This window comes from Streptomyces sp. NPDC058664 (assembly GCF_042716635.1).
Lineage (GTDB): Bacteria > Actinomycetota > Actinomycetes > Streptomycetales > Streptomycetaceae > Streptomyces.
The window spans coordinates 52,513-77,185 of the sequence record NZ_JBHXRW010000008.1 but is presented as its reverse complement, the minus strand read 5'-3'; the positions used below and the strand labels follow the sequence as shown (position 1 = coordinate 77,185).

21 protein-coding genes are annotated in these 24,673 nt (G+C 72.0%); 8 read left to right on the top strand and 13 right to left on the bottom strand.

What is annotated here, in order from left to right; genetic code table 11:
* Positions 1-283: 283 nt before the first annotated feature.
* The 5 genes from ACFWUY_RS09225 to ngcE form a co-directional block, all read right to left on the bottom strand.
* Complete coding sequence (locus tag ACFWUY_RS09225) at positions 284-1,348, bottom strand: sugar ABC transporter substrate-binding protein (protein WP_384104190.1); 1,065 nt, start codon at positions 1,346-1,348, stop codon at positions 284-286.
* 122 nt (positions 1,349-1,470) lie between these two features.
* Positions 1,471-2,682: an ROK family protein gene (locus ACFWUY_RS09220; RefSeq protein ID WP_384104187.1), complete on the bottom strand. Its 1,212-nt coding sequence runs from the start codon at positions 2,680-2,682 to the stop codon at positions 1,471-1,473.
* Between the two features lie 180 nt (positions 2,683-2,862).
* Positions 2,863-3,801, bottom strand: coding sequence for a carbohydrate ABC transporter permease (locus ACFWUY_RS09215; protein WP_384104184.1), 939 nt, complete (start codon positions 3,799-3,801; stop codon positions 2,863-2,865).
* A complete protein-coding gene (locus tag ACFWUY_RS09210; RefSeq protein ID WP_384104181.1) occupies positions 3,801-4,730 on the bottom strand; it encodes a carbohydrate ABC transporter permease in 930 nt (309 codons plus the stop codon). The genes ACFWUY_RS09215 and ACFWUY_RS09210 overlap by 1 nt, the downstream gene beginning before the upstream one ends.
* A gap of 100 nt (positions 4,731-4,830) precedes the next feature.
* Positions 4,831-6,276 carry an N-acetylglucosamine/diacetylchitobiose ABC transporter substrate-binding protein gene (gene ngcE, locus ACFWUY_RS09205; protein WP_384104178.1) on the bottom strand — a complete coding sequence of 482 codons (1,446 nt, stop codon included), beginning with the start codon at positions 6,274-6,276 and terminating at the stop codon, positions 4,831-4,833.
* Positions 6,277-6,798: 522 nt separating this feature from the next.
* On the opposite strand from ngcE, the gene ACFWUY_RS09200 reads away from it, so the two are divergent.
* Positions 6,799-7,740 (top strand): FG-GAP repeat domain-containing protein, encoded by a 942-nt coding sequence (locus ACFWUY_RS09200; RefSeq protein ID WP_384104176.1) that lies wholly within the window; start codon positions 6,799-6,801, stop codon positions 7,738-7,740.
* An 80-nt stretch (positions 7,741-7,820) separates the two neighbouring features.
* Here ACFWUY_RS09200 and acnA read toward each other — a convergent pair whose 3' ends face one another.
* On the bottom strand, positions 7,821-10,538 hold the full coding sequence (gene acnA / locus ACFWUY_RS09195; RefSeq protein WP_384104173.1) for an aconitate hydratase AcnA: 2,718 nt from the start codon (positions 10,536-10,538) through the stop codon (positions 7,821-7,823).
* A gap of 247 nt (positions 10,539-10,785) precedes the next feature.
* Between acnA and ACFWUY_RS09190 the strand changes: the two genes are divergently transcribed.
* The 3 genes from ACFWUY_RS09190 (at position 10,786) to ACFWUY_RS09180 (ending at position 12,491) form a co-directional block, all read left to right on the top strand.
* A complete protein-coding gene (locus ACFWUY_RS09190) occupies positions 10,786-11,607 on the top strand; it encodes an SMI1/KNR4 family protein (RefSeq protein ID WP_384104170.1) in 822 nt (273 codons plus the stop codon).
* Between the two features lie 120 nt (positions 11,608-11,727).
* Positions 11,728-11,937 (top strand): helix-turn-helix domain-containing protein, encoded by a 210-nt coding sequence (locus tag ACFWUY_RS09185; protein ID WP_383865982.1) that lies wholly within the window; start codon positions 11,728-11,730, stop codon positions 11,935-11,937.
* Complete coding sequence (locus ACFWUY_RS09180) at positions 11,937-12,491, top strand: Clp protease N-terminal domain-containing protein (RefSeq protein ID WP_384104166.1); 555 nt, start codon at positions 11,937-11,939, stop codon at positions 12,489-12,491. Before ACFWUY_RS09185 ends, ACFWUY_RS09180 begins: the two co-directional genes overlap by 1 nt.
* A 115-nt stretch (positions 12,492-12,606) precedes the next feature.
* On the opposite strand, the gene ACFWUY_RS09175 is transcribed toward ACFWUY_RS09180, so the two are convergent.
* On the bottom strand, positions 12,607-13,545 hold the full coding sequence (locus ACFWUY_RS09175; protein ID WP_384104163.1) for a helix-turn-helix domain-containing protein: 939 nt from the start codon (positions 13,543-13,545) through the stop codon (positions 12,607-12,609).
* Positions 13,546-13,648: 103 nt separating this feature from the next.
* On the opposite strand from ACFWUY_RS09175, the gene ACFWUY_RS09170 reads away from it, so the two are divergent.
* From ACFWUY_RS09170 to ACFWUY_RS09160, 3 genes are all read left to right on the top strand, one after another.
* Positions 13,649-14,689, top strand: a complete 1,041-nt coding sequence (locus ACFWUY_RS09170; RefSeq protein WP_384104160.1) for a saccharopine dehydrogenase family protein — start codon at positions 13,649-13,651, stop codon at positions 14,687-14,689.
* Between the two features lie 80 nt (positions 14,690-14,769).
* Entirely contained in the window at positions 14,770-15,126 is a 357-nt protein-coding gene (locus ACFWUY_RS09165; protein WP_384104157.1) for a VOC family protein, read from the top strand.
* Positions 15,127-15,177: 51 nt separating this feature from the next.
* Entirely contained in the window at positions 15,178-16,707 is a 1,530-nt protein-coding gene (locus tag ACFWUY_RS09160; protein ID WP_384104154.1) for a helix-turn-helix domain-containing protein, read from the top strand.
* A 108-nt stretch (positions 16,708-16,815) separates the two neighbouring features.
* Here ACFWUY_RS09160 and ACFWUY_RS09155 read toward each other — a convergent pair whose 3' ends face one another.
* From ACFWUY_RS09155 to ACFWUY_RS09130, 6 genes are all read right to left on the bottom strand, one after another.
* Positions 16,816-17,247 (bottom strand): hypothetical protein, encoded by a 432-nt coding sequence (locus tag ACFWUY_RS09155; protein ID WP_384104151.1) that lies wholly within the window; start codon positions 17,245-17,247, stop codon positions 16,816-16,818.
* Between the two features lie 23 nt (positions 17,248-17,270).
* Complete coding sequence (locus ACFWUY_RS09150; protein ID WP_384104148.1) at positions 17,271-18,515, bottom strand: MFS transporter; 1,245 nt, start codon at positions 18,513-18,515, stop codon at positions 17,271-17,273.
* Positions 18,512-19,186: an ATP-binding cassette domain-containing protein gene (locus ACFWUY_RS09145; protein ID WP_384104145.1), complete on the bottom strand. Its 675-nt coding sequence runs from the start codon at positions 19,184-19,186 to the stop codon at positions 18,512-18,514. Before ACFWUY_RS09145 ends, ACFWUY_RS09150 begins: the two co-directional genes overlap by 4 nt.
* Entirely contained in the window at positions 19,183-20,145 is a 963-nt protein-coding gene (locus ACFWUY_RS09140; protein ID WP_384104142.1) for an ABC transporter ATP-binding protein, read from the bottom strand. The genes ACFWUY_RS09145 and ACFWUY_RS09140 overlap by 4 nt, the downstream gene beginning before the upstream one ends.
* Positions 20,126-21,892 carry an ABC transporter permease subunit gene (locus ACFWUY_RS09135; RefSeq protein ID WP_384104477.1) on the bottom strand — a complete coding sequence of 589 codons (1,767 nt, stop codon included), beginning with the start codon at positions 21,890-21,892 and terminating at the stop codon, positions 20,126-20,128. Before ACFWUY_RS09135 ends, ACFWUY_RS09140 begins: the two co-directional genes overlap by 20 nt.
* 319 nt (positions 21,893-22,211) lie before the next feature.
* A complete protein-coding gene (locus tag ACFWUY_RS09130) occupies positions 22,212-23,657 on the bottom strand; it encodes an ABC transporter substrate-binding protein (RefSeq protein ID WP_384104474.1) in 1,446 nt (481 codons plus the stop codon).
* A 283-nt stretch (positions 23,658-23,940) separates the two neighbouring features.
* Between ACFWUY_RS09130 and ACFWUY_RS09125 the strand changes: the two genes are divergently transcribed.
* Positions 23,941-24,666, top strand: a complete 726-nt coding sequence (locus tag ACFWUY_RS09125) for a dienelactone hydrolase family protein (protein ID WP_384104139.1) — start codon at positions 23,941-23,943, stop codon at positions 24,664-24,666.
* The last annotated feature ends 7 nt before the right edge of the window (positions 24,667-24,673 follow it).

Here is a 24,673-nt window from a genome sequence, read left to right as displayed (position 1 = left end):
GGCATGTCGCGCCGCCGGTGCAGCGCCAAAGTTCGAGGGGGGGTGAGCTCGTCCGGCCCCCGGGCCGACAGCGGGGTCTGGGTCGGCCGGGGACCGGACGGGCGGGGGGACGGATCCGGTCGCCGTGCCGGCCGGAGGGGGTCTTCACCCTCTGTACGCGGGCCGTGGCGGCGGCTCCGGGGCCGGCCCCGTCCGAGGGGCGGCCCGTGTGCCGTACGCGACCGGCGGCGGGACCCGTGCCACCGGGCCTTGGGGGGCCCGGCGGGGTGGTGCGGTCGGGGTGTTACTTGATGCCCAGCCCGGTGCACTTGGCGGCGAGGTCCGAGGTGCAGAGGTCGGCGGCCTTGTAGATGCCGTCCTGGATCACCGTGCTCTGGATGTTGGTCTTGTCGACCACGACCGGCGGGAAGAGCGTGGACGGCACGCCGTCGGTCGAGCCCTGGGCGCCGAGCTCCTTGCCCTGGAGCAGGTTCACCGCGAACTTGGCGGCCTCGGGGGCCAGCTGGAGCGGCGACTTGTAGATGGTGAAGGTCTGCGTACCGGCGATGATCCGCTGGATGCCCGCGACCTCGGCGTCCTGGCCGCCGACCGGGATGTTCTTGATGCCGGCGTTCTCGAGGGAGGTGATGATGCCGCCGGCCATGCCGTCGTTGGCGGAGTAGACCGCGTTGATCTTGTCCTTGCCGAGCGAGGAGATCGCGGCGGACATCTTCTCGCCCGCGACCTTCGGGTCCCACTCGCCGGAGGCCTCGTAGGCGATCTTGCCGACCTTGCCGTCGAGGGCGGCGTGGGCGCCCTTCTTGAACAGCCCGGCGTTCGGGTCCTTCTCGTCGCCGTTGATCATCACGACGTTGGCGGTGGCGGCCTTGCCGCCGAGGGCGGCGAGGAGCGCCTGGCCCTGGAGCTCGCCGACCTTGTTGTTGTCGTGGCTGACGTAGGCGTCGGCGCCCTTGACGGCACGGTCGTACGCGACGACCTTGACGCCCTTGGCCTTGGCCTCCGTGACCCAGCCCTCGGCCTTGGTGGCGTCGACCGAGCCGAGCGCGATGACCTTGACGCCGTCGGCGATCAGCTGGTCGAACTGCTGCTTCTGCTTGACGACGTCGGAGACCGCGTTGTTGTAGACGACCTCGCAGTCACCGCAGGCGGCCTTGACGGCCTTCTCGAACTGGGGCTTGTCCAGGGTCTCGTAGCGCGCGGTCTTGTTCTCCGGAAGGAGCAGGCCGATCTTGGTCGAGCTGCCCTTGTCCGCGCTGTCGTCGCCGCCGGCCTGGCCGCAGGCGGCGAGCGAGAGGGCCATCGAGACCGCGGCCGTGGCTATGACGGCACGACGCGTCACTGCGTTCATGTGGGTTTGCCTCCCTGACGAGGCCGCGACGTTGCGGCCGAGGTGTCACGAAGTCAACTCGGCCGAAACCTTGTCGTCAAGAAGTAAATTATTAACGAGATGACAACGGTGGTGTTCGTTATCTAAGTGAAGGCAAGCCGGGAGGCCGGCGCGGCGATCGGCAACGCACTCTCCAACAGGGTCGAATCGCCCATTTCGCTCAGCGCGAGAGCGAGCGCGCCGAGCACCTCGGCTCGGCCCCCGAGGGCCCCCTGGGTCAGCGAGAGCTGCCGGGCCGCGCTGGGGATCGCGTACCGCGAGACGGAGTCCCTGATGGGCGCCAGGACCAGCTCGCCGGCCTCGGCGAGGTCGCCGCCGAGCACCACCCGGCTGGGGTTCAGGAGGTTGCAGAGGTTGGCGATGCCGCTGCCGATGTGCCGTCCGACGTCCGCGATCACCCGGCGGCAGCCGGGGTCGCCCTCCCGGGCCAGCTGGACGACCCGTTCCATCGTCAGATCCGGCCCGTGGCTGGGCTGGAGCAGCGGCAGCACGTAACGCGCGGCGGTGAAGGTCTCCAGGCAGCCCCGGTTGCCGCAGCGGCAGACCGGGCCCGACTCGTCGAGCGTGATGTGCCCGATCTCGCCCGCCGTACCGCCGGGCCCCCGGTAGACCCGTCCGTCGATGACGAGGCCGGCGCCGACGCCGCTGGCCACCTTGATGTAGGCCAGGTCCTTGACGCCCCGCCCGCTGCCCCAGACCAGCTCGCCGAGGGCGCCGAGGTTGGCGTCGTTGTCGACGTGCACCGGGACGCCGAGGCGGCCGGAGAGCTCCTCCGCGGGGTTGATCCCGCTCCAGCCCGGCAGGATCGAGGTCGACCCGAGGGTCCCGGAGGAGACGTCGATCGGTCCCGGTACGCCGAGTCCGACGCCGATCACCTTGTCCTGGTCGATCCCGGTGGCCCTGATCAGGCGTTTGACCAGCTGTTCCGCCCGGTCGAAGCCCTCCGCCGCGGAGGCGTCCACGTCGAGCGGTTCGGCCTCCTCCGCGAGCACCTGGTGGGCGAGGTTGCCCACGGCGACCCGAAGGTGGGTGTGGCCGAAGTCGACGCCGATCACGATGCCGGCGTCGCCGGAGAGCGAGACGCTGCGGGCGCGGCGGCCGCCCGCGGAGGTGGGCGTGACGTCGACGGTGCCGCCGTCCTTCAGCTCCCGGACGATGTTGGAGACCGTCGCGGCGGACAGGCCCGTCGCCCGGGCGATCTCCGCCTGGGTGAGCGAGCCGGCCATCCGCACCGCCCGGACGACCCGTTCGAGATTGGCCCTGTGCAGAGACGTCTGCGACCCCGGAGTCTCCATCGACTCACTCACTCCCACCGTTTTCTCCAACATGTGAACCCTAAGGGGACGCTTTCGGCTCGGTCCCCGTCAAGGCCTTGACGGGCGGAGGGTCGGAGTCACACGGCGCCGAGGGTGCGCGAAGGGCCCCCGGCGCGGGGTGCGGCGGGGGCCCTTCGGGGACGGGAGGGGGTTACGGGATCACTTCACGGCACCGGCGGTCAGGCCGGCCACCACCTGCCGCTGGAAGATGATGTACGCGGCGAGGACGGGGAGCATCGCCATGACGAGTCCGGCGAAGAGCCCGGACCAGTCGCCCTTGTAGCCCTGGCTGACGGCGAGCTGGACGAGGCCCTGGGAGAGCACCTTGTTCTCCGGCTCGGTGTTGAGCACGGTCGGCAGCAGGTACTGGTTCCACTGGCCGAGGAAGTTGAAGATGCCGACGCTGATGAGGCCGGGCTTGGCCATCGGCAGCATGACCTGGAAGAAGGTCCGGGTGTGCGAGGCACCGTCCACGAAGGCCGCTTCCGCCACCGAGGTCGGCAGGGTGCGGAAGAAGGCGGTGAGGAAGAAGACGGTGAACGGCAGCGAGTACGCGATGTAGACGAGGATCAGGCCGTGCAGCGTGTTGAGCAGGGCCATGTTCTGCATCACGTAGAACAGCGGTACGAGCGCCAGGATGATCGGGAAGCTCATCCCGCCGATGAAGAGGAAGTAGACGAAGCGGTTGCCCGGGAAGTCGAAGCGGGCCAGGACGTAGGCCGCCATCGAGCCGAAGAGCAGGGTGCCGAGGAGCGATCCGCCGACCACCAGGATGGTGTTCATGAAGTAGTCGCTCATGTGCGCCTCGGTCCAGGCGCGCGACCAGTTCTCGAAGTGCAGCTTGTCGGGCAGCGCCCACGGGGAGGTGAAGATCGCCCGGTCGGTCTTGAACGAGGTCATGACCGCCCAGAGCAGCGGCATCACGACCATGATCGCCCAGACGATCAGGACGCCGTGCGAGAAGACGTTGAGGGTCGCGCCCTCGGCCTTGGCGGTCCTCCGGGGCGCGGGCGGCGCCGTCTTGGTGACCGCGGGGCCGGGGCCGCCCGGGGAGCCGGGGGTCTCGACGCCGGTGGGGGCAGTGTCGGTCGTCTTCATCAGAACTCCAGCCGCTCACGCCGGCCGACCTTCATCACGACGGCCGCGAAGGCCAGCGTGACGAGGAGGAGCGCGACGCCGATGGTCGTGGCGTAGGCGGCCTGACCGTCCCGGAACGCCTTCTGGTACACGTACAGGGGGAGGACGATGGTCGAGTAGTCGGGTCCCCCGCCGCTGGGGCCGACGGTCATGATCTGGACGACCGCGAAGGATTCCGCGCCGAGCGCGAGGATGCCCATGTAGATCCAGCCCGACTGCACGGTGTCCCAGAGCAGCGGCAGGGTGATCTTGAAGAAGGTGGTGAACCGGTTCGCGCCGTCGAGCAGGGCCGCCTCGTAGAAGTCCCGCGGAATGGACGCCATGCCGGCCGAGAAGAGGACGACGAAGAATCCGACGGTGGACCAGACGAGTACGACCATCACACAGATGAGGGCGAGGTCCGGATCGCCGAGCCAGTCCGGCTGGACGCTGTCGAGACCGACGCCCTTCAGGACGGAATTGATGGCTCCGCTGTTCGGGTTGTACGCGAACTGGAAGAGCAGCGCGACGATCGCGATCGACAGCACCTGCGGGAAGAAATAGACGATCTTGTAGAAGGACGATCCGCGCACACCGGCGATGGCCGCGCCCCTGCGGCGCCGACCGCCGACATTCAGCATGAAGGCGAAGAACAGCGCGAGTCCGACGGTCACCAGCGGGAGCACCACCGCGAAGGTCAGACTGTGCTGGAGCGACTTCCAGAAGATCTCGTCATCCAGCATCCTGCCGTAGTTGTCGAATCCGACGAAGCCGAATTCGGGGCTCAGTCCCGTCCAGTCCGTGAGCGAGTAGTAGATGGACTGGATGAACGGCCAGATGACGAACAGCGCGTAGAGCGCGAGGGGGGCCGCCAGGAACCCCACGATGAAACGGTACTTGCCGTGTTGCATTCCTACCGACCCCGATCTTCCCGCGAAGGCGCGCCGCTGCTGTGGCGCGCGAAGGGCCCGGGGCCCGCTCCCGGTCGGCGGGAAGGGGCCCCGGCACTGCTCACTGGTGCTTGTAGTGCTTGATCGAGGAGTCCTGGGCCGCCTCGTCGGCGTACTTCTGGATCTTCTTGATCGTCTCGGCCGGGGTCGCGCGGCCGGCCATCATCTCGCCGATGCCGGCGACACCGATCTTCTCCTTCTGGAGGGCGACGTACCAGTCCTGGAGGCGCGGGTTGACCACGTTCTGGCCGGCCTTCTCCAGAGCCGCGACACCGGACTTGAGACCCGGGGTCAGGTCGATGCCGTCCGTGCCGCCGTTGAGGGCCGTCAGGGACTTCACGGACTGGGTGAAGTTCTTGGAGGACGCCTCGCTGAGCATGATGCGCAGCTGCTCCATGCCGCCCTCGGGGTTCGCCGCCTTCGCCGGGACGATGAAGGGCTCGCCGCCGGAGGCCCAGATGGTGCCGAACGGCATCTTGTCCGAGGAGTCGATGCCGGTCGGGGCCGACACGGCCAGGTTGAAGTCGGCCGGCATGGTCTTCGCGGCCTCGTTCTCGACCCAGGAGCCGTTCGGGATGAACAGCGCCTTGCCCTCGGTCCAGGCGGTCTGCGACTGGATGTGGTCGAGGCCGGGCGTGCCCTTGAGGATGTAGCCCTTCCGGACGAGCTCGTAGTACGCCTCGAAGCAGGCCTTGACCGCGGGGTGCTCCCAGGCCTTGGGCTCCAGGTTGTCGATGGCGTCCAGGACCTCGCGGCCGCCGACCTTGCCGATCATCGGGTAGAGCGAGAAGGGGACGTAGTACGGGTGCTTGCCGGCGTACGTCCAGCCCGCGATGCCCTTCTTCTTGGCCTTCTCGCAGACGGCCAGCATCTCGTCCCAGGTCTCGGGGTACTTCGCGTCGAGCGAGTCGAGCAGCTTCTGCGAGTACCAGACGCCGTAGACCGTGTAGGCGTAGTACATGATCCACACCGGGTCGCCGTCGAACTGGCCCATCTCGACGATGCCGGGCCGCAGGGTGTCGCGGACCGTCTTGCTCGGGTCGTCGATGGAGGGCGCGTCGAGGAGCGGGGTGAGGTCCGCCAGCTGCTTCTGGCCGACGAGGACACCCATGTCCATCTGCTCGGCGCCGGAGTTGTCGATGAGGTCCGGCGGGTTGCCGCCGTTGAAGCGCGGCTGGAGCGTGGTGGTGATCTTCTGGGTGGGGGTGAACTTGACCTTCGCCTTGGGGAAATTGGTCTCGTAGATCTTGATGGCGTCCTTGGCGTACTGCTGTCCGAATCCACCGTCGAAGAGGACGAAGTCGAGCGGTGCCGACTCGTTCACCGCGAGCGGGTTCTTCTCGGACTTCGTGCCCTTCTCGACCTTTCCGTTGCCACCGCTGTCGCTGCTCGCACAGGCGGACAGGAAGCCCATCGTCGGTACGGAGATCAGGCCGATAGCGGCAGAACGCTTGATCAGGTCGCGACGGCCAAGGCCCTCACCGTTGTGTGCGGAGGTGGATCCCATGCTCAAGTCCTCGCCTTCATTCAGGACTCAGGCGGTGTACCGGTCGCCCGTACTCTCGCCACAGGCGAAGGGCCCCGCCACCGCGGTCATTTGCAGCCGGGTCGTGCAGGCGTCAGGCCGTCGCGTGATGGATACGACTGGCTGGACGCCGACAGGTATAGTCCACTTCCCTTCGACTGAGCAAGATCGAAACCAGGTTTCGGCAGCCATCTTTCCCGAGTTGAGACCTCCGGGATAAGCACGACGCATCTGCGGCGTTTCGTCCAAGCACTCGTTCGCCGCCACCCTTGACACGGCATCAGGGCGACCCGTACAGAGGAGCCGTGCGGGCCCCGGCGGCACGGCCGGGGCGCGAGGTGCACAAAGGGGACATACGTTCGTGACTGAAACAGTCGTGTCACAGACCCTCCGTGAGATGAAGATTCCGTAAGGAGGACCGGGATCATAGAGGTCTCGCCGACGCCCGTCCTCGCGACGGAAGCGCGGCGAACATACCTGTCCCCTACGCATACGGAGCCTTACGTGGCCAACTCTTCTGGCCTGAACCGCATGGGCGTTCTGTCCCGTGTCACTGTCGCAGCGATAACGGCCGGTCTGCTCGCCACCACCACCGCCGCGGTCGCGGCGGAGCCGGGCTCGGCCTCCAGCACCCCCACCGCACCGCAGTCGGACCGCGTGTCCGCCGCCGCGGCCTCCGCGACCGCCGCCTCCGGGGCCGCGCTCAACAACCTCTACGGCTGGCACACCAACGGCGACATCATCGGCTACACCCCCGTCGGCGGCGGCGCCATCCAGCGGATCGCCGGGCGGCAGGGCTGGGACTGGGTGGGGTACAAGAACTTCGCCCAGGCGGACACCGACGGACGGGTCGAGGCGGAGGGCTGGTACCACGCCGACGGCTGGTACGCCGTCAACCGCGCGGGCCGGCTGCACTTCGCCGGCGGCGGCCCGGTCCGCGACCTCGGTGGCGGCTGGGGCATCTACAACAAGGTCGTCTCGGCCGGCAACACCGGCGGCGGCGCCCCGGACGACGTCCTGGCCCGTGACGGCTCCGGCGTGCTCTGGCACTACCTGGGCAACGGCAACGCGTCCCTGACCCAGCGCTACCGCGTCGGCACCGGGTGGAACGCGTACACCCAGATCGCGGGCAAGGGCGACGTGACCGGCGACGGCCGCGCCGACCTCGTCGCCCGTGACCGCAACGGCGTCCTGTGGCTCTACAAGGGCACCGGCAACTACCGGACGCCCTTCACCACCCGGACCCGTGTCGGCAGCGGCTGGAACACGTACAACTACCTGTTCTCCCCCGGCGACCTGACCGGCGACCGCCGCGCGGACCTGGTGGCCCGCGACAGCGCCGGCGCGCTGTGGCTGTACAAGGGCAACGGCAGCTCGTCCTCGCCGTACACCACCCGCATGAAGATCGGCACCTCGGGCTGGAACGGCTTCGGCGCGATGTTCTGATCGACCCGGTGACACGGAAGGGCCCCGCTCCTCGTGACGAGGAGCGGGGCCCTTCCCGCTTGCTACCGGATCAGCGGGTGTCAGCCACGGATGAGGTTGCGGAGCACGTACTGCATGATGCCGCCGTTGCGGTAGTAGTCCGCCTCACCGGGGGTGTCGATGCGGACGACCGCGTCGAACTCGACACCGGTGTCGGTGGTGACCTTGACCGTACGCGGGGTGGTGCCGTTGTTGAGCTCCTCGACGCCGGTGAAGGAGAAGGTCTCCTCGCCGGTCAGGCCCAGGGTCGCGGCCGAGGCGCCCTCCGGGAACTGCAGCGGCAGGACGCCCATGCCGATGAGGTTCGAGCGGTGGATGCGCTCGTACGACTCGGCGATGACGGCCTTGACGCCGAGCAGCGCGGTGCCCTTGGCGGCCCAGTCGCGGGACGAGCCGGAGCCGTACTCCTTGCCCGCCAGGATCGCGAGCGGGGTGCCCTGCTCGATGTAGTTGCGGGAGGCGTCGTAGATGAACGACACCGGCGCGTCCGGCTGCGTGAAGTCGCGGGTGTAGCCGCCCTCGGTGCCCGGCGCGATCTGGTTGCGCAGGCGGATGTTGGCGAACGTGCCGCGGATCATGACCTCGTGGTTGCCACGGCGCGAGCCGTAGGAGTTGAAGTCACGACGCTCCACACCGTGCTCGGTGAGGTACTTGCCGGCCGGGGTGTCGGCCTTGATGGCACCGGCCGGGGAGATGTGGTCGGTGGTGACCGAGTCGCCCAGCTTCGCCAGGACACGGGCGCCGACGATGTCGGTGACCGGGGTGGTCTCCATCGTCATGCCCTCGAAGTACGGGGGCTTGCGGACGTAGGTGGACTCGGTGTCCCACTCGAAGGTGTTGCCGGTCGGGATCGGCAGCGCCTGCCACTGGGCGTCGCCCGCGAAGACGTCCTGGTAGGACTTGTTGAACATGTCCTCGCCGATGGCGTTGGCGACGACGTCGTTGACCTCGGCCTCCGACGGCCAGATGTCGGCCAGGTAGACCGGCTTGCCCTCGGTGTCGACGCCGAGCGCGTCCTTGGTGATGTCCACCTTCATGGAGCCCGCGATGGCGTACGCGACGACCAGCGGCGGGGAGGCCAGGTAGTTCATCTTGACGTCGGGGTTGATCCGACCCTCGAAGTTGCGGTTGCCCGAGAGCACCGAGGTCACGGCCAGGTCGTGCTCGTTGACGGCCTTGGAGACCTCCTCCGGCAGCGGGCCGGAGTTGCCGATGCAGGTGGTGCAGCCGTAGCCGACGAGGTTGAAGCCGACCTTGTCGAGGTACGGGGTGAGACCCGCCTTGTCGAAGTAGTCGGTGACGACCTTCGAGCCCGGGGCGAGGGTGGTCTTGACCCACGGCTTGCGGGTCAGGCCCTTCTCCACGGCCTTCTTCGCGACGAGCGCGGCGGCGACCATGACGTACGGGTTCGAGGTGTTGGTGCAGGAGGTGATGGCCGCGACCGTCACCGCACCGTGGTCGATCTCGTAGGTCGAGCCGTCGGGGGCGGTCACGGTGACCGGCTTCGACGGGGCGCCGTTCGGGTGGTTCGCCGGGGCGTCGGAGGCCGGGAAGGACTCCATGCCCGCCTCGTCCACCTCGTCGACGTAGTTGCGGACGTCGAGCGCGAACTGCTGGGCGGCGTTCGCGAGGACGATGCGGTCCTGCGGGCGCTTCGGGCCGGCGATGGAGGGGACGACCGTGGAGAGGTCGAGCTCCAGCTTCTCCGAGAAGTCGGGCTCGGCGGCCGGGTCGAGCCAGAGGCCCTGCTCCTTGGCGTACGCCTCGACGAGCGCGACCTGCTGCTCGGAGCGGCCGGTCAGCTTCAGGTACTTCAGGGTCTCGCCGTCGATCGGGAAGATCGCGGCGGTGGAGCCGAACTCCGGCGACATGTTGCCGATGGTGGCGCGGTTCGCGAGGGAGGTCGCGGCGACGCCCTCGCCGTAGAACTCGACGAACTTGCCGACGACGCCGTGCTTGCGCAGCATCTCGGTGATCGTGAGGACCAGGTCGGTGGCGGTGGTGCCGGCCGGGAGCTCGCCGGTCAGCTTGAAGCCGACGACGCGCGGGATGAGCATGGAGACCGGCTGGCCGAGCATCGCGGCCTCGGCCTCGATGCCGCCGACGCCCCAGCCGAGCACACCGAGGCCGTTGACCATGGTGGTGTGCGAGTCGGTGCCGACGAGGGTGTCGGGGTAGGCCTGGCCGTTGCGGACCATGACCGTACGGGCCAGGTGCTCGATGTTCACCTGGTGGACGATGCCGGTGCCCGGGGGGACGACCTTGAAGTCGTCGAAGGCGGTCTGGCCCCAGCGCAGGAACTGGTAGCGCTCCTTGTTGCGGCCGTACTCCAGCTCGACGTTCTGGCCGAAGGCGTCCTTCGTGCCGAACTTGTCGGCGATGACGGAGTGGTCGATGACCAGCTCGGCCGGGGAGAGCGGGTTGACCTTCGCCGGGTCGCCGCCGAGCTCCTTGACGGCCTCGCGCATGGTGGCGAGGTCGACGACACAGGGAACGCCGGTGAAGTCCTGCATGATCACGCGAGCCGGCGTGAACTGGATCTCCTGGCTCGGCTGGGCCTGCGAGTCCCAGCCGCCGAGGGCCCGGATGTGGTCGGCGGTGATGTTCGCGCCGTCCTCGGTGCGGAGCAGGTTCTCCAGGAGGACCTTCAGGCTGTAAGGGAGGCGCGCGGAGCCCTCGACCTTGTCCAGCTTGAAGATCTCGTACGACTCGTCGCCCACGCGCAGCGTGCTGCGGGCGTCGAAGCTGTTCGCCGACACGACAGTCTCCTTCATCAATGTGCGCGATTACCGCGCAGCGACAATATGCGGCTGCCGCCGCGTGGTGCCGCCCGACTCCCCGCCGATCCGCTAAGGTACGACTAAGTTAGGTAACCCTTACCGGGTGGGCGGCTGCGGTGCGCCGTAAGCAGTTATCTCGATGTCGAGATAACTCTAGTGCATCCCCGCCGCTCGGTCATGCCCGGCAGGCCCCTCACCCGAAGCGGGTGGGGGGAAGAGGGGCGCCATGCTCACCGATCACCAGGAGTGCACCGCCCTCGTCACGGCCGTGGCGCGCGTCGGGTGCCTCGTCGACGCGGACGGCCGGCAGGGCTTCGTGGACCGGACCAAGCATCCCTCGTGGTGGTCGGACGCGCCGCGCCCCGAAGTGGGCGACCGGCTGCGCGTGGCCGCACTGGACGCGGGCAGGACGCCCGTACGGCTCAGCGCCCTGCCCGACGACCTGCGGACGGCCCGCGCCCTGCGCCACACCGGGCCGCTGGAGCGGCTGTGCCCGCCACCGCCACCGGGCGCCGTCACCGGGGGCGTGGAATGGGCCGCGGTGGAGGAGGCGCTCGGCACGGCCCTGCCGGCCGACTACAAGCGGCTCGTCCGGTCGTACGGCTGCGGGCTCTTCGCGGGCACGCTCCGGCTCCTCACGCCCGGACACCCCGACCCCTGCCACGACCTCCCCACCCAGGCCCGGGAGCGCGAGGAGATCCTCCGCCGGCTCCGGGAGTCGGGCGAGGACCGGCCGCCGGAGCTCCTGACCCCCGGGGTCCGGCTGGTGCCCTGGGGCTTCGACGAGGGCGCGGGGCACTTCCCGTACCGGGTGGTCCGGCCCGGCGTCGAACCGGAGGAGTGGACCGTGGTCCTCAACGAGGGCCGCGGCCCGCTCTGGGAGGCGGCCCCCGTGTCGTGCAGCCGCTATCTCCACGACGTGGTGGCCGGCACGTCGACGTCGTTCCACTTCGGCGACCTCGACGAGGTCGTCGACCCCGGGGACAGGGCCCGCTTCGTCTCCTACGCCGAGGCGTTCGGTGACGACCGGGGCGCGTCGGCCCCCTGATCGACCGGAGACCGCGGGTCACGGGTCACGGGTCACGGGTCACGGGTCACGGGTCACGAAGGAGAGTCGTCGCGTCAACCAGGGTTGACATCACTCCCGGCGTCAACGTAGGTTGACTGCATGACCGATGCGACCGATCTCGCCGCGCGGGCGGGTGACCGCGACCCCCGGGTCGGACTACGGGCCGTCTCCGCCCTGCGGCGACTGCTCGAACAACTGGAGGCCGTCCAGGTGCGCAGCGCGCGCGACCAGGGCTGGTCGTGGCAGGAGATCGCGACCGAACTGGGAGTCAGCCGGCAGGCCGTCCACAAGAAGTACGGGAGGCAGTGATGTTCGAACGGTTCACGAAAGACGCGCGAGCCGTGGTGAAGGGAGCGGTCGCGCACGCCGAGCGGGGCGGCGCGACGGTCGTCACCAAGGAGCACATGCTGCTGGCCCTGCTCGACCGGGAGGACACCCGGGCGGCGGCCGCGCTGCGCGACCTCTGCCCGCCGGACCGCCGCCCGTCCCTGGTGGCCGCGCTCGCCGAGGCCCGGCGCCGGGCGGGTCTCTCCCGCGCCGACTCCGACGCCCTGGCGGACCTCGGCATCGACGTCGGGGCGATCGTGGCGCGGGTGGAGGAGACCCACGGCACGGGCGCGCTGGCGGGCGACCGCAAGGGCCCCAGGTGGTGGTCGGGCCGCCAGACCTTCTCCCGGGAGGCCAAGTCCGTCCTGGAGAACTCCCTCCGCGTGGCACTGGCCCGCAAGGACCGGGAGATCGGCGACGAGCACATCCTGCTCGCGCTCACCACGACCGGCGGGGTCGTCGCGGAGGTCCTGGCCGACCACGGCGTCACCTACGCAGCGGTCGACACCGCCGTCCCAGGACGGTCGGCCGGCTGACCGGAAGGACCTGACGGGCCCGGCCGGCCGGGTCCTCGTACGCGCCGGCCCCGGAGCCGAGGCCCCCTCCCTCGTCCACCACCACGTGATCGGCGCTACGGCGGATCGCCACCGGTCATCCCGTGCCGGCGCGCGCCGAGGAGCGGCGGAACGTGCGGCGGTAGGTGTCCGGAGGGACGCCGAGGGTCCGGTTGAAGTGGCGGCGCAGGGTCGTCGCCGTGCCCATGCCCGTGGCCGCCGCGATGGTGTCGAGGCTGTCTCCGCTGGATTCGAGGAGTTCCTGGGCGCGCCGGATCCGCTGGGTCAGCAGCCACTGCAGCGGGGTCACGCCGGTCACCGACCGGAAGTGGCGGCCGAGGTGACGCGAACTCATGTTGGCCCGGCGGGCCAGGTCCTCCACGGTGAGCGCCTGGTCGAGCCGCTCGATCGCCCAGGGGAACAGTTCGGCGAGCGGATGGTCGTCCTGGGCCGGCACGGGCGTGGTGACGAACTGGGCCTGGCCGCCGGACCGGTGCGGGGGCACGACCAGGCGGCGGGCGATCGTGTTGGCGTGGGCCGAGCCGTGGTCGAGGCGGACCAGGTGGAGGCACAGGTCCATCGCGGCGGCCTTGCCCGCGGAGGTGAGCACGCTGCCGTTGTCGACGTAGAGCACGTCCGGGTCGACCTCCACCAGGGGGTGGCGGGCGGCCAGGACGTCGGTGTGCGCCCAGTGGGTGGTCGCCCGGAGGCCGTCGAGCAGCCCGGCGGCGGCCAGGACGAACGCGCCCGTGCACAGGGACGCCACCCGCGCGCCCGCCTCGTGGGCCGCGCGCACCGCGTCGACGAGTTCGGCGGGCGGGTCCACGTCGACGTCGGCCCAGCCGGGGACGATCACCGTGCCGGCGTGCGCGAGCCGGTCGAGCCCGGCGTCCGGGTCGAGCCGGAACCTGCCGAACCGCACCGGTCCCGGCCCGCAGACGGTGAGGTCGTACGCGGCGTCGTCGAACACCTCGTGCGCCACGGAGAGTTCGAAGTGCAGCATCCCGTCGGTGACGGCCAGCGCGACAGATTCCATGTCCGGAATTGTACGGGGCATGTCGTTCCGGACACTGGCCGCGGTCGGCGGCCCCTGACAGGCTCCTCGTACCGGAAGAGGACAGCGGGCAACGGAGGAAGTCATGGGTTCGGTACGGGCGGTCGCGGTGTTCGGTGCCTACGGGCACACCGGGCGTTTCGTGGTGGCGGAGCTGCTGGACCGCGGGTTCGTCCCCGTCCTGTCCGGGCGTGACGCCGGCAAGCTGGCGGAGTTCGCGGCGTCCCGGCCGGAGTTCGCCGGCCTCGACGTCCGGCAGGCCACGGTCGACGACCCGGCCTCGCTGGACCGCGCGCTCGCCGGCGCCGCCGCCGTGATCAACTGCGCCGGGCCCTTCGCCTCGACCGCCGCCCCGGTGATCGAGGCGGCGCTGCGCACCCGGATCCCGTACGTGGACGTGGCGGCCGAGATCGAGGCCAACGTCGACACGTTCGCCCGGTTCGCGGAGCCCGCCCGTGCGGCGGGCACCGTGGTGGTCCCCGCGATGGCCTTCTTCGGCGGCCTGGGCGACCTGCTCGTCACCGCGGCGATGGGCGACCGGACGTCGGCCGACGAGGTGCACGTCGCGTACGGGCTGAGCAGCTGGCACCCCACGACCGGGACCCGTACGGCGGGGGCGGTCTCGCGGGAGCGCAGGGGCGGCCGGCACGTCCGCTTCACCGGGGGGCGCCTCGAGTACCGCGACGACTCCCCGTCCACCACCCTGAAGTGGACGTTCCCCGAGCCGCTGGGGGTCAGCCCGGTGATCGGCGACTTCACCATGGCCGATGTCGTCACCGTCCCCAGCCACCTGGACGTTCCCGAGGTCCGCACCTACATGGCCGCCGGGGCGGCGGAGGACCTGGCCTCTTCGGAGACCCCGGCGCCGGCCGCGGTCGACGAGCGCGGCCGGTCCGCGCAGACCTTCCTGGTGGACGTGCTCGTGCGCTCCGGCGGTGAGGAGCGGCGCGCCGTGGCGCGCGGTCAGGACATCTACGCCGTCAGCGCGCCGCTCGCGGTGGAGGCGGTCGACCGGGTGCTCTCGGGGCGGACCAGGGCGGTCGGGGTCGTCTCGGCCGGCGCGGTCTTCGACGCGGCCGACTTCCTGCGCGCCCTCTCCGCCCACCTCTCGGTCGAACTGCCGTAGCGGTCCTGAAGGGACGACCGGGCTCCCCGTACGGGCGCGGAGCGATTGCCGGGGCCGTACGGCGGGGTGAGGATCGGAGCATGTTCAGCGGCGCGCACATGGTTCTGTACACCCGGGACGCGGAGGCGGACCGGGCCTTCCTCAAGGACGTCTTCGGCTTCGAGCACGTGGACGCGGGCGGCGGCTGGCTCGTCTTCAAGCTGCCACCGGCCGAGATCGCGGTGCATCCCGCGACGGAGGAGCCGAAGCACGAGGTGTACCTCATGTGCGAGGACCTCACCGAGACCCTGACGGCCCTCGAGGACCGGGGCGCCGAGATCTCACGGGCCATCACCGAGCAGAGCTGGGGCCTGCTCGCCGCCGTCCGGCTGCCGAGCGGCACGGAACTCCCCCTGTACGAGCCGCGCCACCCCACCGCGCACGGCCTGTCACCCTGACGGCCCACCCCCACGTCAAGCCACATCTCATATCTGAGATAACGTGACGCCATGGCAGACGACTACCTCGTACGCATCGGCAAGCTCATCCGTGACGCCCGTCAGCACCGCGGCTGGACGCAGACGCAGCTCGCCGAAGCACTGGCCACGAGCCAGAGCGCCGTCAACCGGATCGAGCGCGGCAACCAGAACATCAGCCTTGAGATGATCGCCCGGATCGGCGAGGCCCTCGACAGCGAGATCGTGTCCCTGGGCTACGCGGGCCCCATGCACCTCAGGGTCGTCGGCCGCCGCCGGCTCTCCGGCGCCATCGACGTCAAGACGAGCAAGAACGCCTGTGTCGCGCTGCTCTGCGCCTCCCTGCTCAACAAGGGCCGTACGGTCCTGCGCCGGGTCGCCCGCATCGAGGAGGTCTTCCGGCTCCTGGAGGTCCTCAACTCCATCGGGGTGCGCACCCGCTGGATCAACGAGGGCGTCGACCTGGAGATCGTGCCGCCGGCCGAGCTGGACATGGACTCGATCGACGCCGAGGCCGCGATCCGCACCCGCTCGATCATCATGTTCCTCGGCCCGCTGCTGCACCGCATGGACCGCTTCAAGCTGCCGTACGCCGGTGGTTGCGACCTCGGTACGCGCACGATCGAACCGCACATGATCGCGCTGCGCCGCTTCGGCCTCGACGTCACGGCCACCGAGGGCATCTACCACGCCCAGGTAGAGCGCTCGGTCTCCCCCGACCGCCCGATCGTGCTGACCGAACGCGGCGACACCGTGACGGAGAACGCGCTGCTCGCCGCGGCCCGCCACGACGGCGTCACGGTCATCCGCAACGCCTCCTCCAACTACATGGTCCAGGACCTGTGCTTCTTCCTGGAGACCCTCGGCGTACGGGTCGACGGCATCGGCACCACCACCCTGACCGTGCACGGCGTGCCGCGGATCGACGTGGACGTCGACTACTCCCCCTCCGAGGACCCGGTCGAGGCGATGAGCCTGCTCGCCGCCGCGGTCGTCACCGAGTCGGAGCTGACGATCCGTCGCGTCCCCATCGAGTTCATGGAGATCGAGCTCGCGGTCCTGGAGGAGATGGGCCTCGACCACGACCGCTCGGCCGAGTACGCGGCGGACAACGGCCGGACCCGCCTGGTCGACCTGACGGTCCGCCCCTCCAAGCTGGAGGCGCCGATCGACAAGATCCACCCGATGCCGTTCCCCGGCCTGAACATCGACAACGTGCCGTTCTTCGCGGCGATCGCGGCGACGGCGCAGGGCAAGACCCTGATCCACGACTGGGTCTACGACAACCGCGCGATCTACCTGACGGACCTGAACCGCCTGGGCGGCCGCCTCCAACTCCTCGACCCCCACCGCGTCCTGGTCGAGGGCCCCACCCGCTGGCGCGCCGCCGAGATGATGTGCCCGCCGGCCCTGCGCCCGGCGGTGGTCGTCCTGCTGGCGATGATGGCGGCCGAGGGCACGTCGGTCCTGCGGAACGTGTACGTCATCAACCGCGGCTACGAGGACCTGGCGGAGCGACTGAACTCGATCGGCGCGCAGATCGAGATCTTCCGGGACATCTAGGGCACCGGCTTCGGGGAAAGGCCGTCGCACCCGCCGGTGCGGCGGCCCTGCTCTCCGTCCGGGGCACGACACGTACGGGGTGCGGACATGCGCGGCGGCGTGCGCGGGTCAGCGTCGTGCGGCCGTTGCGCGGGCCTCCGCCAGGGCCGCTTCGACGGCTGCCAGGCCGTCGGCGTCGGGTGCCGTGCCGGTCCTGCGCACGTCGGCGACCCGCTGCCAGGCCGCTTCGAGGGACGAGAGCACGGGTTCGGCCGGGACGCGGCCCAGGCTGTCGGCGAGTTCGGCGACCAGGTCGCGGGCGTGCGCGGTGAGGGCCGGGAGTTCGCCGTCGTCCGCGACGAGCTGGGCCTCGTGCAGGGTGCGCACGGCCGCCACCCGCTCGACGACGCCCACCAGCGGTGAGCGCGGCGGGATCGGTTTGAAGCCGACCCCCGGGACGAAGACGAGCACCTCGGCGACGGCCTTCTCGGCCCAGTCGGCGGTGAAGGTCGTCTGACGGTCCGCGTCTTCACAGGAGAGCAGCAGGACACCGATATGCACTGTTTTCTCCCTTCCGCGGCCCCCTAGGCGGCGCCCCTACCGGCCGCTTCGCGGGACGTCCGTCCGGGGCGGCCGGCCGTGGGCCCGGTCGCCCTGTCGTCGGGGCGGCCCGGTACGAGGGCGAGGCCGAGGAGCGGGGGCGCTGCGAGGATCAGCCAGGGGACGGGGCCCATGTGGGTCAGGAGGGCGCCCACGGGGGCCGCCGTGGCGAGGACCACGAGGCCGGCGAGCGAGGAGAGCGCGCCGGTGGACAGGCCGAGGACGCGCTCGTCCACGAGGTCGGGGAGGAGGGCCCGGGTCGCGGGCAGCACCAGCATCTGGCCGAGGGTGAGCAGGACGGTGAAGGCGACCGCCGCCCAGAGACCCTCGTACGGCCTGAGGGCGGCCGTCGCGGTGAACGCGGCGGCGATCAGGAGGAGTCCGGCGCGGATCATGGCCGGGCTGTCGAGCCGGGCGGCCGCGAGCCGTTCCAGGGGGCCCGAGCCGAACACGACCAGGGCCGAGGAGAGGGCGAACAGCCAGCCGAGGGCGGCCTGGGAGCCGGTGGCCCGGTCCAGTTCGGCGGGGAGGGCCAGATAGAGCTGGTTGTAGGCGAGGAGGTAGGTGGAGTAGGCGAGGGCGAGGCGTTGGAAGCGCCGCTCGCCGAGGACCGACCGCCACTCCCCCGGGCGCCTTTCCCGGCCGCCGCCCCGGGGCATGAGGCGTACGTGGGCGGCGAGGACGAGCGTGAAGACGCCCGCTCCGGCCAGGCAGGCCGTACGGAAGTGGGCGTCACCGGCTCCGTGCAGGAGCAGCGCGCCGACGACCGGGCCGAGGAGGGCGCCGGCCTGACCGCCGGCCGAGAAGCGGGCCAGGGTCCGGGTGCGCCGGGGGCCGCCGGAGCGTTCGGCGCGGAGCGCCTCGCGGGCGATCTCGGACTCGACGGCCGGGGAGAAGAGTGCGGCGGCGAAGCCGACGAGGACGACGGCCCCGGTCACCGTCCAGGCGCTCGCCGCGAGGGAGAGCCAGCCGAAGCCGACGATCCGGAGGGCGCAGCCCGCCAGGACCACGGGCCGGGGGCCGTACCGGTCGGTGAGGGCCCCGCCGACGACGAACAGGCCCTGCTGGCTGAACGTCCGCAGGCCCAGGACGAGTCCGACGAGCGCGCCGCCGAGCCCCAGGGTGCCGCCGAGGTGGTCGGCGAGGTAGGGCAGGACGGCGAAGAAGCCGACGTTGAAGGCGAACTGGCTGGAGACGAGGAGCCGGGTGAGGGGGGTCGGGCGGGTCACGCGGTGAGCTTTCCTTCGCGCATGGTCAGGACGCGGTCGCAGGTGTGCCGGACGGCCGCGTGGTCGTGGGAGATGAGGAGACAGCCGACTCCCAGGGTGTCCTGGAGGTCCATCAGGAGGTTGAGGACGCCGGCCCGCAGGGAGGGGTCGAGGGCGGAGGTCGGCTCGTCGAGCACGAGGAGCTCGGGGCGGGTGGCCAGGGCCCTGGCGATACCCGCGCGCTGGCACTGCCCGCCGGACAGTTCGTGGGGCAGCCGGTCGCCGTGCGAGGGGTCGAGCCCGACGAGGCCGAGGAGTTCGGCGACGCGCTCGGGTCCTTCGGTCCGCGTCCAGTGTCCGTGCACCCGCAGGGGTTCGGCGATCTGGTCGCGGACGCGGCGGCGCGGGCTGAGCGCTCCGTACGGGTCCTGGAAGACCGGCTGGAACCGGGGCCGCAGCGACCGCAGTGCGCGCTCCGGCAGGGTCGTGAGCTCGACGCCGTCGAACCGGACCGATCCGGCGTCGGGGCGCAGCAGCCGCAGGACGGCGGCGGCCGTGGTCGACTTGCCGCAGCCGGAGGGGCCGACGAGGCCGACGGTCTCGCCGGCGGTCACGTCGAACGACACCCCGTCGACGGCGGTGCGGCCGCCGTACCGTACGACGAGGTCGCGTACCTGGAGCAGGGCGTTCACGCGGCCTCCCGGAGGGGGTGGTGGCAGGCGACCCGGCGCCCGTCGACGGTTCTCGGCCCGGGGTCCTCGCGGTGGCAGAGGGCGGTGGCGCCCGGGCAGCGGGGCGCGAAGGCGCAGCCCTCGCCCGTGGCGCCCGGGAGCGGTGGCGCTCCGGCGAGGACGGGCAGCCGGGAGCGGTGGGGCAGCCCGGCCGTGGGCAGTGCGGCGAGGAGGGCACGGGTGTACGGGGCCGCCGGGTGCCCCAGTACCCGTTCCACCGGGCCGAGTTCGGCGATGCGGCCCGCGTACAGGACGGCCGCCCGGTCGGCGTGGCGGCGTACCGCCTCCAGGTCGTGGGTGACGAGCAGCAGGGCGGCCCCGGTCGCCGCGCACCGCTCCCGCAGGAGGGTGAGGACCCGCTCCCGGCGGTCGGGGTCGAGCGCCGTGGTCGGCTCGTCGGCCACGACGAGGCCGGGCCCGTTGACCAGGGCCAGCGCGATCACGGCGCGCTGGCGCATGCCGCCCGACAGGGCGTGCGGGTACGCGGCGGCTGCTTCCGGGGCGAGGCCCGTGCCGGCGAGCGCCCGCCGGGCGGCCGCACGCGCCTCGCGACGGCCGAGTCCCTGCACGGACCGTACGGCCAGGGCCAGTTGGTCCTCGACCCGGTGGACGGGCGAAAGGGCCGACAGGGCGTCCTGCGGGATCCGGGCGATACGGCGCCCGAGGTCGGCCGGGGTGACGGGGGCGCCGTGGAGCAGTACCCGGCCGGAGACGGCGGCCGTGCGGGGCGCCATGCCGAGGAGGGCGCGGGCCGTGAGCGACTTGCCCGCGCCGGACTCGCCGACCAGGGCGAAGACCTCGCCCGCGTACACCTCGAAACCGATTCCGCGCACGGCCTCGACGCCCTCGGGGGCGGCTCCGGGGAAGGAGACGCGGAGCTCGTCGACGGAGAGGAGCGGTTCAGGAGCGGGGGGCGGCAACGGAGCGGGCCTTCCTGGGGGCGGCGGTACGGGAACTCCCTCGGGCCGGAGCCGTACGGAAGCTCCCGCGGGCCGGGGCGGCGTGGGAAAGGCGGACGGCGAGCGCGGCGAGCAGGGCGAGGGCCACGGCCGGGGCGAGCGCGGCGACGGGGGCCCGTTCGACGTAGTCGGCCGACTCGTCGAGGAGCAGGCCCCACTCGGGCGAGGGCGGCTGGGCGCCGAGGCCGAGGAAGCCGAGCGAGGCGAGGGCGAGGGCGACGCCGGGCAGCCGCAGCACCGCGTGCCGGGCCACGGGGCCCGCCACCGAGGGCAGCACGTGCCGCGTCGCGATCCACAACGGGCCCGCCCCCAGAGCGCGTTGGGCCTGGAGGAAGCGCGAGGCGCGCACCTCCTGGGCGAGGGCCGCCGCGTGGGCGGCCAGCGGCGGCCAGGACACCAGGGTCACGGCGAGGGCGGCCGCGCCCGCGCCGGGACCGGTCACGGCCGCGACGAGCAGGCCGGCGATCACCGGGGGCAGGGCGTTGGCGATGTCCGCGAGCCCGGCCGCCGTGCCCGGCAGGAAGCCCAGCGCGAGGGCGATCAGACAGCTCAGCGCGGTCACCGCGGCGGCGGTGCCGACCGTGGCGGCGGCGCCGTGCCCGAGGCGGGCGAGGACGTCCCGGCCGAGCGCGTCCGCGCCGAGCGGGTGCGCGGCGGACGGGCCGGCGAGCCGGGAGACGACGTCCACGGCGTACGGGTCCCGGAGCAACCCCCAGCCGATCACCGCCGCGAGCACGGCGGCCAGGAGCAGCGGGACGGCGGCGGACACCCGCGCCGGCCGGGGCGGCGGCAGGCTCAGACCCGCCTCGCGCAGCGCGGGCCCGAGCATCCGGCGCCGTACGAGCGAGGCCGCGCCGCCGACCAGCAGGCCGAGGACGAGGAGGGCGAGCACACAGCCCTGGAGCAGCGGCAGGTCCTGCGCCTTGGCCGCGCCGAGTGCCGTACGGCCGATGCCGGGGACGGCGAACACGGTCTCCACGGCGACGGCGCCGCCGGTGAGCCCGACGACCACGAGACCGAACTGCGGGACGAGCGGCGGCAGGGCGCGGCGGAGCGCGGCCCGGGTGATCCGGGCGCGGCCGGTTCCGGCGCCGCGCCACAGTTCCACCCACGGTTCGTCGAGGACGGCGGGGACGGCGTCGGCGACGAGCCGGCCGAGGAGCCCGCCCGCCGGGATCCCGAGCGCCAGTGCGGGCAGCACCAGATGGGACGGTCCTGCCCAGCCGGAGGTGGGCAGCAGTCCGAGCCACACCCCGGCGACGATCAGCAGCGCGAGGGAGAGCAGGAACTCGGGCAGCGACGTGAGCGTCGCGGCGACGGTGCCCGTCGTGGCCCGGCCCCGTACGAGCGCGGGCGCGGCGAGCAGCGCGCCGACGGCGCACGCGACGGCGAGCGCCGCGCCCATCAGGGTCAGCGAGACCCCGAGGCCGCCCAGGACCGAGGGGGCGACGTCGGTGCCGGAGACCCAGGAGACCCCGAGGTCGCCCCGGAGCAGCCCGGCGGCCCAGCCGCCGAGGAGGCCCCAGGGCCCGGCGTCGAGGCCGAGGTCGGCACGGATGGCGGCGAGCGCCTCGGGGGTGGGGGCCTGCTCGGCGGACCGGGCGCGCAGCAGGCCGAGTGCGGGGTCCTTGCCGGAGAGCCACGGCAGCAGCCCGACGACGGCCACGAGAAGGGTGAGGACCACGCCCCGGCCGGTGGCGGCCGCCAGGACGGGCCGCCACCTGGACGGGCCGTCCGTCGGCCTGGGCCGCCGGGAAGCTTCGGGCCCGGCCGTCCTGCGAGGGCTACGGGAACTCCCCGGCCCGGACGGACGGTTGGGACTTCGCGAACTCACCTGCTCTGCGGGGGAGTTCGGGGTCCCGGGTTGAGGCAGGGCGTTCGCCGTCCCCGGTTCCCCGAGCTCGGGTTCCGTCAGGTGGCGCGGCCCCGTCGCGTGGTTCATGGGCGGGCCTTCGTCAGGAGGGTCTTGACCGTCAGGGCCTTCGCCATGAGCAGGCGGGCCGCCAGGGTGGTCATCGCCGGGGACTTCACCGTACGTGGGTGTCGACGGTGACGAGTTCGCGCTCGCGCGGGTCGTGCGCGGCGGCCACGACGTCGGCGGCGTCGCCCTGGATGACGCGTTCGTGCAGCATCGGCACGGCCGCGTCGGTGGCGAGCACGGCGGCCTCGGCGGCGATCACGGCCCGGCGGCGGGGTTCGCCGGTCGCCGTGCCGGTGGCGGTGGCGAGCGCCCGGTCGACGGCGGGGTCGGCGAGCTGGGCGATGTTGAAGGAGCCGTCGCCCGCGAAGTCGCTGTAGAGGTACGCGGCGGGGTCGCCGGAGTCGAGGACCGTGGCGCGGGAGAGGACGAAGGCGTCGAACTTACCGTCGAGCGCGTCGGCCTCGATGGTGGCGTACTCCCGTACGTCCAGCTTCACGGTGAAGCCGGCCTTCTGGAGCTGCTGCTGGAGGAGCTGGGCGACCTCGGGGAGTTCGGCCCGGTCGGTGAAGGTGCCGATGGTGACGGTGGCGCCCGCGGGAGCGGCGGCCGCCCGGGGGCGGCGGACGGGTGCGCGGAGTCCGGCCGCCCAGGGCAGGGCGGGGCCGAGGAGTCCTTCGGCGACGTCGGCCCGTCCTTCGTACACCCCGGCGACGAGGGCGCGCGCGTCGACGGCCTCACGGGCGGCGGCGCGGAGGGCCGGGTCCTTGAACGGGCCCTCACGGGTGTTGAGGTACAGGGTGTTGGTCCGGGGCATGGGGACCTCGGTGATCAGTTCCGGGTCGAGGAGGCGGGCCTGGGAGACGGGGACGGCCTCGACGATGTCGGCCTCGCCGCTGCGCAGGGCGGCGGCCCGGGCGGTGCCGTCGGGGACGTAGCGCACGTCGATGCCGGTGGCCTTGGCGCGGCCGCCCCAGTAGGAGTCGTACCGGTCGAGGGTCGCGGAGGCGGTGCCCTCGGCGCGGACCAGGACGAACGGTCCGGTGCCGGCGCCGACGGGGTTCACGGTCCCGCCCCGGTAGGCCTTGGCGGCGAGGATCGACAGCTGCGGCGAGCTGAGCCGCTGGGGGACGAGGGGGTCGGCGGTGCCGGTGGTGACGGTGAGGGTGCGGGGGCCGGTGGCGCGGGCGGTGAGGGCGACGCCGTCGAGGATGCGGGGCTTGGGCGAGGCCTGGGCCGCGGTGGTCAGGGAGCGGACGGCGGCCTCGGCGGTCAGGGGCGTGCCGTCGTGGAAGGTCACGCCGTCGCGGAGGGTGAAGGTCCAGGTCGGACCGGTCTGCCGCCAGGCGGTGGCGAGGGCGGGTGCGGCGTTGCCGTCGCGGTCGAGCCGGACGAGGGTCTCGGCGGTGGACCACCGGGAGAGCTTGAAGGCGTCGTCGGAGAGCGGGGAGAGGCCGGACCGGGGCGGCTGCATCATGGCGACCCGGAGACGCCCGTCGTGTCCGGCGCCGGTGCCGCGGGTGTGTCCGGTGCCGGCGAAGCAGCCGGTGAGCAGGGTCGCCGCGGTGGTGGCGAGGGCGAGGGCGGTGAGCGCGCGGCGGGGGCGGGCGGAAGGTGCGGGGGTGTTCGCGGGCGGGCCGGGGGGTGCGGGCAGGCGGGGCAAGGGGGGTCCTCGGAGGGCGTGGCGAGCGGGTGTGCGCCGACCATATCAGTATGACAATCATTTTCATTACGCCGGTCCGAAGATGCCCTCGTCGACCCCGCGGGCCCACCCCTACTGTTCCGCCGAGGGCGAAGACCGGCCCGTACGGACGGCCTCCTCAGTACCGTCGTGTCTCATGACGACTGTCACCACGCGCACGGTCGAATACCCGGCCGACGGCCTCACGATGATCGGGCACCTCGCCCTCCCCGCCGGTACCGACCGCCGGCCCGCGGTCCTGATCGGACCCGAGGGAACGGGACTCAGCGACGTCGAGCGCCGCCGGGCCGATGCTCTCGCCGAGCTGGGATACGTGGCGCTGGCCTTCGACCTTCACGGCGGGCGCTATTTGGGCGACCCCGAGGAGATGCTGGCCCGTTGCATGCCACTGCTCGCCGACCCCGACCGGATGCGGGGCATCGGCCATGCGGCACTCGACGTGTTGCGCACCGAACCGCGCACCGACCCCGACCGGATCGCCGCCATCGGCTACGGCACCGGGGGCGCCGTCGGGCTGGAACTCGGGCGCGACGGCGCCGACCTGCGCGCGATCGGGACGGTCAACGCGCTGACCACGGGCCGACCGGGCGAGGCAGCGCGCATTCGCTGCCCGGTGTGGGCCGGCGTCGGGTCGGAAGACCCGATCATGCCGCCCGCACAACGGAACGCGTTCACCGCCGAGATGCAGGCCGCAGGCGTCGACTGGCGCCTCGCGGTCTACGGCGGCGCCTTGCACGCCTTCCACCACCCGCCGGTCGACCACCCCACGGTCCCCGGCGTCGGCTACCACCCGGAGCACGCGCGGCGGGCCTGGCGCGACGTCGTCGGCCTGCTCGCCGAGTGCCTCCCCGTCACGGAGTGAGCCGACG

Coding starts and splice junctions, on each gene's coding strand:
- ACFWUY_RS09125 (WP_384104139.1), top strand. CDS start 23,941: ATGACGACTGTCACCACGCGCACGGTCGAATACCCGGCCGACGGCCTC.
- ngcE (WP_384104178.1), bottom strand. CDS start 6,276: ATGGGATCCACCTCCGCACACAACGGTGAGGGCCTTGGCCGTCGCGAC.
- ACFWUY_RS09215 (WP_384104184.1), bottom strand. CDS start 3,801: ATGAAGACGACCGACACTGCCCCCACCGGCGTCGAGACCCCCGGCTCC.
- ACFWUY_RS09220 (WP_384104187.1), bottom strand. CDS start 2,682: ATGGAGACTCCGGGGTCGCAGACGTCTCTGCACAGGGCCAATCTCGAA.
- ACFWUY_RS09180 (WP_384104166.1), top strand. CDS start 11,937: ATGTTCGAACGGTTCACGAAAGACGCGCGAGCCGTGGTGAAGGGAGCG.
- ACFWUY_RS09175 (WP_384104163.1), bottom strand. CDS start 13,545: ATGGAATCTGTCGCGCTGGCCGTCACCGACGGGATGCTGCACTTCGAA.
- ACFWUY_RS09160 (WP_384104154.1), top strand. CDS start 15,178: ATGGCAGACGACTACCTCGTACGCATCGGCAAGCTCATCCGTGACGCC.
- ACFWUY_RS09185 (WP_383865982.1), top strand. CDS start 11,728: ATGACCGATGCGACCGATCTCGCCGCGCGGGCGGGTGACCGCGACCCC.
- ACFWUY_RS09170 (WP_384104160.1), top strand. CDS start 13,649: ATGGGTTCGGTACGGGCGGTCGCGGTGTTCGGTGCCTACGGGCACACC.
- ACFWUY_RS09190 (WP_384104170.1), top strand. CDS start 10,786: ATGCTCACCGATCACCAGGAGTGCACCGCCCTCGTCACGGCCGTGGCG.
- ACFWUY_RS09225 (WP_384104190.1), bottom strand. CDS start 1,348: ATGAACGCAGTGACGCGTCGTGCCGTCATAGCCACGGCCGCGGTCTCG.
- ACFWUY_RS09210 (WP_384104181.1), bottom strand. CDS start 4,730: ATGCAACACGGCAAGTACCGTTTCATCGTGGGGTTCCTGGCGGCCCCC.
- ACFWUY_RS09165 (WP_384104157.1), top strand. CDS start 14,770: ATGTTCAGCGGCGCGCACATGGTTCTGTACACCCGGGACGCGGAGGCG.